The 13388-nt window shown below is 71.0% G+C and carries 9 protein-coding genes and 1 pseudogene; 5 read left to right on the top strand and 5 right to left on the bottom strand.

All coding sequences use genetic code 11. The features are described 5' to 3' along the window. Window positions 1–21: 21 nt before the first annotated feature. The 4 genes and pseudogenes from AC3A57_RS20090 to dxs all read left to right on the top strand — a co-directional run bounded on the left by AC3A57_RS20090 (window position 22) and on the right by dxs (window position 6417). Window positions 22–1812, top strand: coding sequence for an acyl-CoA dehydrogenase C-terminal domain-containing protein (locus AC3A57_RS20090; RefSeq protein ID WP_487580520.1), 1791 nt, complete (start codon window positions 22–24; stop codon window positions 1810–1812). A gap of 313 nt (window positions 1813–2125) precedes the next feature. Next, window positions 2126–2686: pseudogene (locus AC3A57_RS20085) on the top strand (HNH endonuclease); the annotation flags it as partial. Window positions 2687–3121: 435 nt separating this feature from the next. Further along, window positions 3122–4342, top strand: a complete 1221-nt coding sequence (locus tag AC3A57_RS20080) for a hypothetical protein (RefSeq protein ID WP_487580519.1) — start codon at window positions 3122–3124, stop codon at window positions 4340–4342. Between the two features lie 170 nt (window positions 4343–4512). Further along, window positions 4513–6417, top strand: coding sequence for a 1-deoxy-D-xylulose-5-phosphate synthase (gene dxs / locus AC3A57_RS20075; RefSeq protein WP_487580560.1), 1905 nt, complete (start codon window positions 4513–4515; stop codon window positions 6415–6417). Between the two features lie 201 nt (window positions 6418–6618). Here the strand turns inward: dxs and AC3A57_RS20070 are convergent, their stop codons facing one another. From AC3A57_RS20070 to AC3A57_RS20060, 3 genes are read right to left on the bottom strand one after another with little or no spacing between them, the layout of a single operon-like run. Beyond that, window positions 6619–6951, bottom strand: a complete 333-nt coding sequence (locus AC3A57_RS20070) for a DUF3325 domain-containing protein (protein WP_487580518.1) — start codon at window positions 6949–6951, stop codon at window positions 6619–6621. 12 nt (window positions 6952–6963) lie between these two features. Beyond that, on the bottom strand, window positions 6964–8532 hold the full coding sequence (locus AC3A57_RS20065) for a PepSY-associated TM helix domain-containing protein (protein WP_487580517.1): 1569 nt from the start codon (window positions 8530–8532) through the stop codon (window positions 6964–6966). 10 nt (window positions 8533–8542) lie between these two features. Next, the gene (locus tag AC3A57_RS20060; RefSeq protein WP_487580516.1) at window positions 8543–8908 is read right to left on the bottom strand and encodes a hypothetical protein; all 366 of its coding nucleotides are present in this window, start codon (window positions 8906–8908) and stop codon (window positions 8543–8545) included. Between the two features lie 251 nt (window positions 8909–9159). Between AC3A57_RS20060 and AC3A57_RS20055 the strand changes: the two genes are divergently transcribed. Further along, complete coding sequence (locus AC3A57_RS20055; RefSeq protein WP_487580515.1) at window positions 9160–10158, top strand: TraB/GumN family protein; 999 nt, start codon at window positions 9160–9162, stop codon at window positions 10156–10158. Between the two features lie 22 nt (window positions 10159–10180). Here AC3A57_RS20055 and AC3A57_RS20050 read toward each other — a convergent pair whose 3' ends face one another. Beyond that, window positions 10181–12733: a PEP/pyruvate-binding domain-containing protein gene (locus tag AC3A57_RS20050; RefSeq protein WP_487580514.1), complete on the bottom strand. Its 2553-nt coding sequence runs from the start codon at window positions 12731–12733 to the stop codon at window positions 10181–10183. Further along, window positions 12730–13383, bottom strand: a complete 654-nt coding sequence (locus tag AC3A57_RS20045; RefSeq protein WP_487580513.1) for a TetR/AcrR family transcriptional regulator — start codon at window positions 13381–13383, stop codon at window positions 12730–12732. Before AC3A57_RS20045 ends, AC3A57_RS20050 begins: the two co-directional genes overlap by 4 nt. Between the last annotated feature and the right edge of the window lie 5 nt (window positions 13384–13388).

The following is a 13388-nucleotide window of genomic DNA, read 5'->3' as shown; positions in this document are numbered from 1 at the left end:
CCTACTTCCCATTCCCGACCTATGAGCACCTACAAAGCCCCCCTCGCCGACATGCGTTTCGCCCTGTTCGACGTGCTCGGCGCCGAAGCCGCGTTCCAGCGCCTGGGTTACGCCGACGCCAGCCGCGACGTGCTCGATGCCGTGCTCGATGAAGGCGCGCGTTTCACCGAAACCGTACTCGCCCCGCTCAACAGCGTCGGCGACCAGATCGGCTGCAGCCACGACAAGGCCAGCGGCGCGGTGACCACCCCGCCGGGCTTCAAGCAGGCTTACGCCCAGTACGTCGAGGGCGGCTGGGCCGGCCTCACCGCCGACACCCGCTTCGGCGGCCAGGGCCTGCCGCATGCGGCCGGCGTGCCGCTGAAGGAAATGATCGACGCAGCCAACCTGGCCTGGGGCAACTTCCCGCTGCTCTCGCACGGCGCCACCGAGGCGCTGCTGCACCATGGCGAAGAGTGGCAGCAGGAGGTGTTCCTCAAGCCGCTGGTCGAAGGCCGCTGGACCGGCACCATGTGCCTGACCGAGCCGCATTGCGGCACCGACCTGGGCCTGCTCAAGACCCGCGCCGAGCCGCAGGCCGACGGCAGCTACGCGATCACCGGCACCAAGATCTTCATCACCGCCGGCGAGCACGATTTCACCGACAACATCGTCCACCTGGTGCTGGCGCGCCTGCCGGACGCGCCGGCCGGCAGCAAGGGCATTTCCTTGTTCATCGTGCCCAAGGTCAAGGTCGCGCGCGACGGCGCCACGGGCGAGGCCAACGCGGTGCGCTGCGGCAGCCTCGAGCACAAGATGGGCATCCACGCCTCGGCCACCTGCGTGATGAACTTCGACGGTGCCCAGGGCTATCTGATCGGCCAGCCGCACAAGGGCCTGATGGCGATGTTCACCATGATGAACACCGCCCGCCTCGCGGTCGGCCTGCAAGGCCTGGGCCTGTCCGACCGCGCGCTGCAGAACGCGCTGCGCTATTCGCGCGAGCGCCTGCAGATGCGCGCGCTGTCCGGGGCCAAGCACCCCGAGCTGGCCGCCGACCCGATCATCGTCCACCCCGATGTGCGGCGCATGCTGCTGACCTGCAAGGCCCTGGTCGAAGGCGGCCGGGTGATGGGCTACGACGCCGCCCTGCTGGTCGACATCGCCCACGCCAGCGGCGACGAGAAGGAGCGCGCCGAGGCCGACGCGCTGATCGGCTTCATGACCCCGATCGTCAAGGCCTGCCTGACCGAGTGGGGCGTGGAATGCACCTACCACGCGCTGCAGTGCTTCGGCGGCCACGGCTACATCGCCGAGCACGGCATGGAGCAGCTCGCCCGCGACGCGCGCATCACCACCTTGTACGAAGGCACCACCGGCATCCAGGCGCTGGACCTGCTCGGCCGCAAGGTCATGCAGCTGCAGGGCGCGGGCCTGAAGCTGATGCTGGAGCGGATCGAGCGCTTCTGCGCCGAGCACGAAGGCAATGCCGCGGTGGCCGAGTTCGTCGCTCCGCTGCGCGCCAAGGCGGCGCAATGGCAGCAGCTGACGATGTCGATCGGCAAGCGCGCGATGGCCAATCCGGACGAAGTCGGCGCCGCCGCCTACGACTACCTGATGTACTCCGGCTACGTGTCGCTGGCCTACTGGTGGGCGCGCAGCGTCGCCGCCAGCGAAGCCTCGGCGCAGTCCGAGCGCTTCAAGGCCGGCAAGCGCGAAACCGCGCGCTTCTACTTCGCCCGCCTGCTGCCGCGTTGCGAAAGCCATGCCGCGACCATCGGCGCCGGCGTCGAGACCCTGACCGCGCTCGACGCCGACGCGTTCGACGCCTGAACCCTCCCGTCCTGCCCTCGGCACCGGTCGCGCACTGCGCGCCGGTGCCGGCGGCGACGATCCGACCGCCGGCGCTCGGGCGGTCGCGAGCGGTCGGCGGCGCGCGATTTCGCGCGCCGCTACCAAATTCGTCATCAAACGGGTATAAGCTGGTTTCCCGATGGAGACCGATAGAGCGAAGATCCGCCTGGTCCGAACCGGAACCCACGCTGACATGCTGCAGCGTGAGCCGGATGCATCCGGTGTCGCCGACCAATACTCGCCGTGGCCCGGCCCCCGCGCCGTCCCGCGCAACGCCCTCGAACGCCTGAGCTCGGTGCGACTGTTGTCGCTGGATGCGCACGGCCGGGTGCTGGACTGGATGAACTGGCAGACCGCCAGTTGCCTCTACGCCCGCGGCGCCGTCGCCTGGACCCTCGGCGATCCCTGCCTGGAAGTGCACGGCGGCATCAACCGCCTGACCGGCGAGCGCAGCGTGCTGGCCTTGCACCCGATCGTCGCCGCGCGCGGCCATGCCCGCCCCGGCGCGCTGGACCCGACGCCGGCGCTGACCAACGCCGCACTGTTCGCCCGCGACGGCTACCTGTGCATGTACTGCGGCCACGACTTCCACCGCCCGCACCTGACCCGCGACCATGTCGTGCCGGTGTCCAAGGGCGGCCGCGATCTGTGGGAGAACGTGGTCGCCGCCTGCTTCGGCTGCAATTCGCGCAAGGGCAACCGCACCCCGCAGCAGGCCGGGATGCCGCTGCTCGCGGTGCCGTACCGGCCGAGCTGGGTCGAGCACCTGATCCTGTCCAACCGCAACATCCTCGCCGACCAGATGGCGTTCCTGAAAAACCAGCTGCCGAAGCGGTCGCATCTGGCCAACTGAAACGAGCGCGCGCAAAGCGCTGGCGCAGGCGGCGCGAGCGCTCTCGTGCGCCACGCCGACGCTTGCGGTTCGTCCTTCGCCCAGCCCCAGCCATTGCCGTTGCTCCCCCCCTTTGAAAAAGGGGGGCCAGGGGGATTTGCTCTTGTCTTAGCTCTTGCCCCGCCTCGTCCTTCCCCCGACACCACGCCCCCCAGCCTCGACCGACGAATGGGAGCGCGTTCGAGCGCGCCCGCGCACGCGTCTATCCGCTTTCGCCGTCGCGATCGAAAGCCGAGCCGACCGCTGCGTGGCGGACTTCGTGACGAAAGTCGCAATATCGAAGCATGAACCCCGTGTTTCTGCCCCAAAATGCTGCATATCGACGCATCACGTCGCGTTGACGGTGACTCGTGCAGTCCGCAACACTTCTCGCTTGATTCTGATGCGGAAGCGACCATGCCTTTGACCCTCGGCCTGACCGGAATGGACCCGGCGACGGAGTCTGCGCTGCAGACCGCGTTCAAGGTCGCCAACGCCCAACTGGGCGGCCATTGGTCGCTGGTGCCCGAGCAACAGGCCGATTTCGTCGTGGTCGACATGGACAGCATGTACGGCCCGATGAGCTGGCTGCGCCTGCACGCCTCGGGCAAGTCGGTGATCGCGCTGACCGCCGCGCAACGCACCCAGGCCGACTTCCTGCTGTCGCATCCGGTCAACACCGATTCGGTGAAGCTGTTGCTCGGCGAGATCGCGCTGCAGTCCGGCCAGGCCCTTCCGACCCCGACCCCGACTCCGGCCCCGGTCGAGATTCCGCCGCAGCCGCGCACCGACCCGACCGCCTCCCTGCCCGACGCCGTGGTCGAACTGCTCGAAGCCGACCGCGCCCAGATCCGCGCCGCGCAGGCGCCGGCGGCGCCGCCGCCGGCAGCACCGACGCCCAGCGCGCCTGCGGCGGCTGCGCCCGCCGCAGCCGCCCCGATCGCCGCGCCCGCGGTCGCGCCGGCCGCGCCAGCAGCCGCTCCGATCGCGGCGCCGGCTGCCGAGACCGCAGCGGCGGAGGTCGCTGCCCCGGGGGCCGTTGCCGCCGCGGCCGTGCCCGCGATGCCCAGCATCACCGTCAGCGGCGACGGCCTGCTCGACTGGCTGATGCCGGGTCGCCTGCGCGGCCTGGTGCGGCTGAACCACGACGGCGAAGCGCTGCTGCTCGACGCCGACGAACGCAAGTACCACGGGCCGGCGGCGCTGAAACCGCTCGCCGGGCTGTTCGAACGCGGCTTCGCCGCGGGCGATTTCGAACTGCTGCCGGCGGCGCAGTGGCAGGCTGCCGCGGCGCAGGCCGGCGCGGCGATGCCGCTGACCCGGCTGGTCTGGTTCGGCAACCTGCTCGCCGGCCGCGGCCGCCTCGCGCCGGGCTACGATCCGCAGCGCCGCTATCGCATGACCAAGTGGCCGCAGACCGAGCGCGAATACCCCAAGCATTTCCGCATCGCCACGGTGATGATGAAAGCGCCCGGGCACCTGGCCGAGATCGCCGAAGCCAGCGGCGTCAGCGAAGCCGAAGTCGCCGATTTCATCAACGCCAACCTCGCCACCGGTTTCGCCGAGGCCGAGGGCGACCCGGCACCGGTCGAGCCGGCCAAGTCCGGCGGCCTGTTCGGCCGCCTGCGCGGCCGCTGAACCGCTGCGGCGCGGGGTCGCAGGCCCCGCGTCGGCGTCGCCCGCAATACCAAATCGCGACGATTCGAACGTATTCGGGCGGTTCCGCCTGAATGCGAGGCTGCGCGCTTCTTGCTCGCCTCACACTGGGGCGGGACAATGACCGACTAGCTGAACGTCAGATGGTCGTAATGATCGATTCGCAGCGCTACCCGCGTCTTTCCCGCATCCAGGTTCCCGCCGATCTGCGCCGCTTTCCCGAAGAGGAATTGCCGGCCATCGCGCAGGAACTGCGCGGCTACCTGATCGAACAGGTCGCCTTGGTCGGCGGCCATTTCGGCGCCGGCCTCGGCGTGATCGAACTCACCGTCGCCCTGCACTGGCTGTACGAAACGCCGCGCGACCGCCTGGTTTGGGACGTCGGTCACCAAAGCTATCCGCACAAGATCCTCACCGGTCGCCGCGACAGCATCCATACGGTCAAGCAGAAGGACGGCGTCGCGCCGTTCCCGAAGCGCGACGAGTCCGAGTACGACACCTTCGGCGTCGGCCACAGCTCGACTTCGATCTCCGCCGCGCTCGGCATGGCGATCGCGCTCGAGCGGCTCGGCGACGAGCGCAAGGTCGTGGCGGTGATCGGCGACGGCGCGATGACCGCCGGCATGGCGTTCGAAGCGCTGGCGCACGCCGGCGGCTTGGATCCGGAGCCGAACGTGCTGGTGATCCTCAACGACAACCAGATGTCGATCTCCGAGAACGTCGGCGGCGTCACCAAGATGCTCGGCCGCCTGACCAGCAGCCGCACCCTCAACGCGATCCGCGAAGGCGGCAAGAAGCTGCTCGGCGACAAGCGCAAGCCGGCGGCGAAGTTCGTGCGCCGCTGGGAAGAGCACTGGAAGGGCATGTTCGTGCCCTCGACCTTCTTCGAGGAAGTCGGCTTCCACTACACCGGCCCGATCGACGGCCACGACCTGCCCGCGTTGCTGCACGCGATGAAGACGCTGAAGGGCCTCAAGGGCCCGCAGTTGCTGCACATCCTCACCACCAAGGGCAAGGGCTACGAACTCGCCGAAGGCGACCAGATCGGCTATCACGCGGTCGGCCCGTTCGATCCGGAGAAGGGCCTGGTCGCCAAGGCCGGCGCCAAGAAGCCGACCTACACCGACGTGTTCGGCGAGTGGCTGTGCGACATGGCCGCCGCCGACGAACGCCTGCTCGGCATCACCCCGGCGATGCGCGAAGGCTCGGGCCTGGTGCGTTTCAGCAAGGAATACCCGCAGCGCTACTTCGACGTCGCCATCGCCGAGCAGCATGCCGTGACCCTGGCCGCGGGCATGGCCTGCGAAGGCGCCAAGCCGGTGGTCGCGATCTACTCGACCTTCCTGCAGCGCGGCTACGACCAACTGGTGCACGACGTCGCCATCCAGAACCTCGACGTGCTGTTCGCGATCGACCGCGGCGGCGTGGTCGGCCCCGACGGCGCCACCCACGCCGGCAACCTGGACCTGTCCTATCTGCGTTGCGTGCCGAACATGGTGGTGATGGCTCCGGCCGACGAGGACGAGTGCCGCAAGATGCTCAGCACCGGACACCGCTACGAAGGCCCGGCCGCGGTGCGCTATCCGCGCGGCACCGGCCCCGGCGTCGCGGTGCAGCCGGACCTGGACGTGCTGCCGATCGGCAAGGCGCAGTTGCGCCGCCAGGGCTCGCGCGTCGCCCTGCTCGCCTTCGGCGCGATCGTGCCGGCGGCCGAGCAGGCCGCCGCCGAACTCGGCCTGACCGTGGTCAACATGCGCTTCGTCAAACCGCTGGACCGCGAGCTGATCCTGGAGCTGGCCAAGACCCACGACGGCTTCGTCACCCTGGAAGACAACGTCGTCGCCGGCGGCGCCGGCAGCGGCGTGGCCGAGCTGCTGTCCGCCGAAGGCGTCGTCCTGCCGGTGCTGCACCTGGGCCTGCCGGACGAGTTCCAGCACCACGCCAGCCGCGAGCAACTGCTCGCCGAAGCCGGCCTGGACGCCGCGTCGATCCGCGCCAGCGTACTCAAGCGCTGGCCGCAACTGGCGGCGGCGCCGGCGCAGTCGGCGGCGGGCTGAGTCCCGCCCCCCGCTTCGACGCAAAACGCCCGGCTCGCGCCGGGCGTTTTCGTTTCCGCAGCGCAGGCCGGGGTTCGCCGTCGGGTTGCCGCGGTCGCGGCTTGCGCCGCTGCTACGCAAGCTTCGGCCACAACGTTTCCCCTTGCAGGAGCGGGCGCAAGCCGCGACCGCGCCGCTGCGGCTACGGCAAAGCCGCCCGGCTCACACCGCCCAGAACGGCATCGCCACGAACGCGCTCAACAGCGCCGTCGCCGCGACCTTCACGCTCGCCTTCGGCGCCAGCGTCATCAGCAAGGTCCAAGCCAGCGCCGACACGATCATCGCCGCGAACCAGAAGATCGGGCCCTGGGCCCAGCCGCGCTCGTAGACCAGCACGGCGAACATCAGCGCCAGCAGCGCCCAACCGGCGGCGCGCAGGACGCGGCCGCGCGCGGGCACGAACGCGGCCGTCGACACCTGGCGGTGGTGCTTTTCCAGCCCCAGGCTCAACAAGCACCACGCCGCCACGCCCAGACTCAGTCCCAACCACAGCATGCGCGCGCCTCCTCAGCGATCCGCCAGCGCCGGCTCGGCGGCGCGTTCGCGCCGCGACGGCGCCGGCGTCGGCCGGCGCGCCTTGATCCAGCCGTGCCGCGCCAGCAGGGCGAAGCTCGCGGCCAGCGCCAACGCGGTCAGGTCGACCGCGGCCAGGGCCCACTCGCCGCGCGCGATCGTGGCGAACAGATGGCTGTTCGGCGCGGTGGCCAGATTGACCAACGGCACCAGGGCGAAAGCGGCGGCGTTGAGGGCGAAGAACTGGCTCCAGCCGCGCTTGTGCACCGCCGGCACCGCCGCGTACAGCGTCGCCGCGATCCACACCGCGCAGAACACGGCGATCTCCGCGCTCGAACGTGCGACCGCATCGGCCGGGATCAACCGGTTGGCGATCACCATCGCCGCGCTCGCCAGCGGCAGGCCGCCGACCACGCCCAGGTTCAGCGCCTGCACCAGGCCGTAGCCCGACAGGCGGCCGGCCTCGGCGATCTTCTTCGCCCGCTTGTTGACCCACACCTGCATGCCGCTGGCGATCATCACGCAGCCGGCCAGGCCCATGACGAAGTACAGCCAGCGCAACGCGCTGCCGCCCCACTGCGCCATGTGCATGCCGCCGAGGAAGGTGTAGGTCTTGTAGCCGGGCCCGAACGCGCCGGTTTCGTGCAACAGCTTGCCGTCGTTGGCGTCGTAGAACACCTGGTCGAAATTCCAGGCCACGTCGCGGCTGTGGTCGCCGCCGAAGGAGATGGTGGCGCTGGTGTCGTCGGGGTGGTGCACGCTGACCCAGGTCAGCGGCTGGCCCAGGCGCCGGCGCGCGTCCTCGAGCAGGCGGTCGATCGGATAGATCGCGGTCAGCGGCTTGCCGGTTTCGGCGCGCTCGTAGCTGTCGGCGGCTTCGGCATAGAACTTCTCGGCATTGCCGTCGTAGGCGGTGAACAAGCCGGCCGGCATGTAGTTGGCGACGAAGATCGCCACGCCGGTGTAGGCGATCATCAGGTGGAACGGCAGGCCGAGCACGCCGGTGAGGTTGTGCCCGTCGAGCCAGGCGCGCTGGCCGCCGGCCTGGGGCCGGAAGGTGAAGAAGTCCTTGAAGATGCGCTTGTGGATCACGATGCCGGTCAGGATCGCGATCAGCATGAACATGCCGGCCAGGCCGACGATGTACATGCCCCAGGTCGGCGAATGCAGGTTGAAGTGCAAGGTGAAGAAGAACTCGCCGCCGGCGGTCTCCGGCACTTTCTTGCCGGTGGCCGGATCCAGGCTGATCAGGTCCGGATCGCCGGCGTCGTAGTACACCCCGGCGTCCAGGGTCTTGCTGCGCTCGCCGGGCAGGGTCACGTAGTAGGCGTGCGGATGCGGCTTGGCGATCTTCTGCAGTTGCTCGACCGCGCTTTGCAGGCTGGGCGCCGGCGCGGCGGCCGCGCGTTCCTGGCCGTGCAGCGAAGGCTGCATCCAGTAGGTCAGCTCCTTGTCGAAGCAGGCGATGGTGCCGCCGACGAAGATCACGAACAGCAGCCAGCCGATCAGCAGTCCGGCCCAGGTGTGCAGCCAGGCCATGGCCTGGGAGAAACTGTTTTTCATCGCCTCGGCCTCAGGTCGGCGGCACGGCGGAGCCGGGGAACAGGGCGGCCGCGCCGCACAGCTTGGCCGCCCAGAACAACAAGGCCGTGGCCAGCGCCGGCGCCCAGCACGCGCGCCAGGCGCTGCGCGCGGCGAAGGCGTACATCGCCACGCCGCACCAGACCAAGAAACTCAGCAGGCTGGCGGCGACCACCCGATCGACCCGCGGCAACGGCAAGGCCACGCTGAAAAAAGCGGTGCAGGCATAGGCGAAGAAATAGCCGATCACGATCGCCGCGAACGCGCGCGCGGCGACCGCGCCGCGGTAGCGCCAGGACAGCGGCTGGCGCGGCTTGCGCGGGCGCGGCGGAGCCGGATTGACGAGGGTTTCGTTCATTGCGCTGGGCAGGACGCCGGCCCGCGGCGGCGGCGGGATGACGTTTGGGCGATGCGGAGCGGACCTGGACCCAGTCTAATTGGCAATAGTTCTCATTTGCAAACCATGACGGCGGCGGCGAGCGGATCTGCGCAGAGCGGCGCATTCCGACGTTGCCGCCGCGGTCGGGTTTACAGATCGCAACCCCGGTCGCGCCCGCGACCGGCTACGATCCGCTTTCGCCGCGTCCCCCATCCCCCGGAGCGCTACGCATGCGCCGTTCCCTGTTCGTCCTGCTGCTGTTGGCCCTGGCCCCGGGCATCGCCCCGGCGCAGACCGCCGTGCCGGCGGCCGAGTCCATCCGCGACCTCGACACCCTGGTGGTCACCGGCGAGCAGCCCGGCCCCGGCATGTGGAAGGTGGTGCGCGGCGGCCATGTGCTGTGGATCCTGGGCACGGTCAGCCCGCTGCCGAAGAACATGACCTGGCTGTCGCGCGACGTCGAAGCGGCGATCGCCGAATCGCAGGCGGTGATCGCCCCGCCCTCGGTCAACTTCGACACCGACCTGGGCATGCTGCGCACGATGATGCTGATTCCGACCGCGCTGAAGGCGCGCAAGAATCCCGACGGCAAGACCTTGCAGGAAGTGGTGCCGGCGGACCTGTACGCGCGCTGGTCGACGCTCAAGGCGCGCTACATCGGCCGCGACGGCGGGGTCGAGAAGTGGCGACCGATCTTCGCCGCGCAGGAACTGTACGAAGCGGCGATCGAGCGTTCCGGCATGAGCCTGAAGGGCGTGGTCAAGCCGGTGGTCGACCAGGCCGCCAAGCGCCACGGCGTGCCGGTGCTGGAGGCGCGGGTCGCGCTGAAGATCGCCGACCCCAAGGCGGCGCTGAAGGAGTTCGGCGCCAGCGCGCTGGACGACCGCGAATGCTTCGCCAAGACCATGGCGCGGATCGAAAGCGACCTGGAATCGATGCGCGCGCGCGGCAACGCCTGGGCGGTCGGCGACATCGCCGCGCTGCGCAGCCTGCCGCAGGGCGATCAGTACCGCACCTGCATGGACGCGCTGGCCGCCACCGGCGTCGCCCATCGTCTGGGCTTCTCCGACCTGCGCGAGCGCGTCGCCGCGACCTGGCTGGAGCGCGCGCTGGATTCGCTGGCGGAAAACCGCAGCACCTTCGCCACCCTGCCGGTATCGGACCTGCTGGAGAGCGGCGGCCTGCTCGACAAGCTGCGCGCCCAGGGCTACACCGTCGAGGACCCCTGAGCGCGCCCGAGCGGCCGCGCGCTCAGGCGCGCAGCCGGCGCACCAGGCCGCGGTCGCCGTCGACCTCGATTTCCTCGCCGTCGGCCAGTTCGCCGAGCACGCCGGGCAGGTTGGCCACCGCCGGAAGGCCGAACTCGCGCGCGACGATCGCGCCGTGCGACAGATAGCCGCCGGTCTCCATGACCAGCGCCGCCGCGCGCAGGAACAGCGGCGTCCAGGCCGGGTCGGTGCTGGGCGCGATCAGGATCTCGCCCGCCGCCAGGCTCGCGCCCTGGTGCGGATCGCGCACGATCCGCGCCCGCCCGCGCGCGCGGCCGGGGCCGATCGGCGTGCCGCTCCAACCGTCCTCGCCGGCCGCGGTACGCGTCGGCTCGAACGGCGCCGCCGCCAGGACGCCGTGTTCGACCACCAGTTCGGGCTCGGCCTGCAGCGCCTGGCGCAGGCGCAACTCGCGCCGGGTCCGCGCACGTTCCCGCGCGTGCGCCGGCGCGAGCCGGCCGTCGACCAGCGCGCACAGTTCCTCGGCGTCGAGCTCGAACGCATCCTCGGCCCGTTCCAGCGCGCCGCGCTCGCAGGCGCGCTCGCCGAGCCTCAGCGCCAGCCGCCGCAGCGCCTCGAAGTACGCCATCAGCGCGCTGCGCGCGGCCTCGCGCTGGTTGCTGTCGCGCGCCGCGCTGCGCAGCAGATAGTTCAGCGCCGGCCGCTGCCACCACGGCAGCCGTCCCTGCAGGCGTCGCCGCGCCAGCGCGGCGGCCTCGCGCTGGCGCAGGCGCAGCGCCTGCGCATCGCTGCCAACCAGGGCCAGGATCTGGTCGAACAGGTACTGCGGTCGTTCGCGCCAGCGCGCGTGGCGCAAATAGCTCTCGGCGACCGTGCGATGGCCGTAGCGTTCGAGGAACGCGGCGAATTCTTCGCGGAACACGCTGTCGGGCGGCAGGCTTTCGCGCCACGCCGCATCGTCGCGCCCGCCGCGGCGCAGCCAGGCCAGCACCGCCGGTTCGGCCGCCGCGCGCGCCGCCAGCGCCATCAGCTCGTAGCCCTGGCGCGCGGTGGTGCTCGGCTCGCCGCCGGCCAACAAGGCGGCGGCCAAGGCATGGCCTTCGCCCGGGCAGTACTTCTCGACCAAGTCGACCAGGCCGCTGAGGCTGCCCCCGGCCGAACCCTGCAGGAAAAACAGATCGTCGGCGCGACGCACCTGCACGACCTGCTCGCTCAGGCGCTGGGCCAGCGCGCGATCGCCCTGGCTCAGGTCCTGTTCGCGCCATTGCTTCGCCTGCGCCAGCGCGGCGTCGACCGCGGCCTCGGCCGCGCGTCGCCGCGCCGCGGACCGGCGCAAATACCTCAGCAGGCGCGCCGCGCGGCGCAGCCGGTCGCGCCGACCCGGCGCGGGCACGGCGATCTCCGGCAGACGGCCGCCGATCAGGGCGTTGATCGCCGCCGGCGCGATGCCGTAGGCGTCGTAGCCTTCCCACTGGATCAGCGAAGCCTCCAGGTACACCCGGCCATGGCGCAGGCCCGCATGCGGCACGCCTTCCAGCACCGGATAGCCGCTGAGCTCGTAACCGGTGGTGAGCATGCGGTCGGCGGCCACCGCATAGATCGACCAGTCCATCGCCGACAAGGGCTCGGGCAGGATTTCGCGAGTGTTGCCGCGGGTCCACAGCGCCGGCTGGCCGCGCAGCGTGGGATAGGTGTGGCGCGCGCCGGCGGTGATCGGCCGCGCCTGTACGATCCACACCCGCGCGCCGTCCCAGACCCATTCCACGTCGTAATGCGGGCAGGCGAAGTCGAGCGCGCGCGCCGCGTCCATCGCCAGCCGCGCGACCTGCTGCGACTGCTCCGGCGTCAGCACCGCCCGCGCGCCCTGCTCGGCCGGCGTGTCGGCCAGTTCGGTGCCGCCGCGTTCGCCGATCCGGGTGTAGTGGCGCTTGGCGCCGATACGACGCTGCAGCGGGGCCAGACGCTGTTCGATACGGTCGTAGCGCAGCAGGTATTCGTCGACATCGGCCTGGCCGCCGACCAGGGCCTCGCCCAGGCCCCAATGCGCGTTGACCGCGATCCGGTCTTCGCGTCCCGAGCTCGGGTCGCGGGTGAACACCACGCCCGAGGCCAGCGCCGGCAGCAGCGGCATCACCACCACCGCCATCGCGCTGTCGTCGGCGTCCAGGCCGAAGCGCTCGCGGTAAGCGCGCGCGGCCGGCGCATGCGCCGAGTCCCAGACCTCGACCACCGCCTGCAGCAACGCATCCAGGCCGACCACGTTGAGGCAGGAGCGGTGGATGCCGGCGAACGACGCCTGGGCCGAGTCCTCCTGCGGCGCCGAAGAACGCACCGCCAGCGCCTGCGCGTTCCAGCCGCGCCGGGCCAGTTCCTCGGCCAGGCGCTCGCGCAGCACCGCATCGGCCGGCGCGCCCGGCGCGCGGCCGCGACTGGCGGCGGCGGCGATCACGAACCCGGCCGGCACCGCGATGCCGAGCCGGGCCATGCGCCCGAGCCGCCAGCCCTTGCCGCCGGCCACGCCCGCGCCGGCCGCCGCGGACGCGGCCCAGTCCAGCACCACGGCGGGCTCGCTCATGGCGCCGCCCCGGTGCGCGCCGCGGCGCCGTGCACGAACAGCTCGACGATCGCGACGAACTCGTCCTCCAGCGTCGGCGCAGGCGCGCCCTCGCCCGGCGTCGCCAGCCAACGCATCAGCGCGCCCAAGTACAGGTGCTGGAGCAGGTCGGCCAACTGCCCGGCGGGCAGATCGCGACGCAGCTCGCCGCTGGCCTGCCCGGCCAGGATCAACAGACGGAACAACCGCTCCAGGCCGCTGCGTCCGTCGCCGTCGCGACGCCGCGCGGCGGCCTCGGTAGCGAGGAAGCGGTAGCGCACGTACGGCCACATGTAGCTACGCCGGCGCTCGCACCACTCGGCGGAAGTCCGCAGCCACTGCGACAGGCGGCAGGCGAAGGGCTCCGGCTCCGCCAGACGGGCCATCAGCCCGTCCAGCGCCTGCGCCAGCTCGCCGTGGAACCGGTGCGCCAACAGCGCTTCCTTGACCGGGAAATGGTTGTACAGCGTGCCCTTGGCCAGATCGGCCGCGGCGGCGATCTGCTCCATCGTCACCGCCTCGTAGCCCTCGGCCTCGAACAAGGCGAAGGCAGTGGCGGCGAGGTGGTCGAGGGTCTGCTGGCGCTTGCGCTCGCGCCGGCCCGGGTCGGGCGTTGGGGCTGGAGAGTTCATCACGG

It is taken from the genome of Lysobacter sp. Soil_C_15 (assembly GCF_057657315.1).
Note: the sequence above shows the minus strand (reverse complement) of the source record. Positions and strands in the feature narration are given on the sequence as shown.

Coding starts and splice junctions, on each gene's coding strand:
- AC3A57_RS20090 (WP_487580520.1), top strand. CDS start 22: ATGAGCACCTACAAAGCCCCCCTCGCCGACATGCGTTTCGCCCTGTTC.
- AC3A57_RS20080 (WP_487580519.1), top strand. CDS start 3,122: ATGCCTTTGACCCTCGGCCTGACCGGAATGGACCCGGCGACGGAGTCT.
- dxs (WP_487580560.1), top strand. CDS start 4,513: ATGATCGATTCGCAGCGCTACCCGCGTCTTTCCCGCATCCAGGTTCCC.
- AC3A57_RS20070 (WP_487580518.1), bottom strand. CDS start 6,951: ATGCTGTGGTTGGGACTGAGTCTGGGCGTGGCGGCGTGGTGCTTGTTG.
- AC3A57_RS20065 (WP_487580517.1), bottom strand. CDS start 8,532: ATGAAAAACAGTTTCTCCCAGGCCATGGCCTGGCTGCACACCTGGGCC.
- AC3A57_RS20060 (WP_487580516.1), bottom strand. CDS start 8,908: ATGAACGAAACCCTCGTCAATCCGGCTCCGCCGCGCCCGCGCAAGCCG.
- AC3A57_RS20055 (WP_487580515.1), top strand. CDS start 9,160: ATGCGCCGTTCCCTGTTCGTCCTGCTGCTGTTGGCCCTGGCCCCGGGC.
- AC3A57_RS20050 (WP_487580514.1), bottom strand. CDS start 12,733: ATGAGCGAGCCCGCCGTGGTGCTGGACTGGGCCGCGTCCGCGGCGGCC.
- AC3A57_RS20045 (WP_487580513.1), bottom strand. CDS start 13,383: ATGAACTCTCCAGCCCCAACGCCCGACCCGGGCCGGCGCGAGCGCAAG.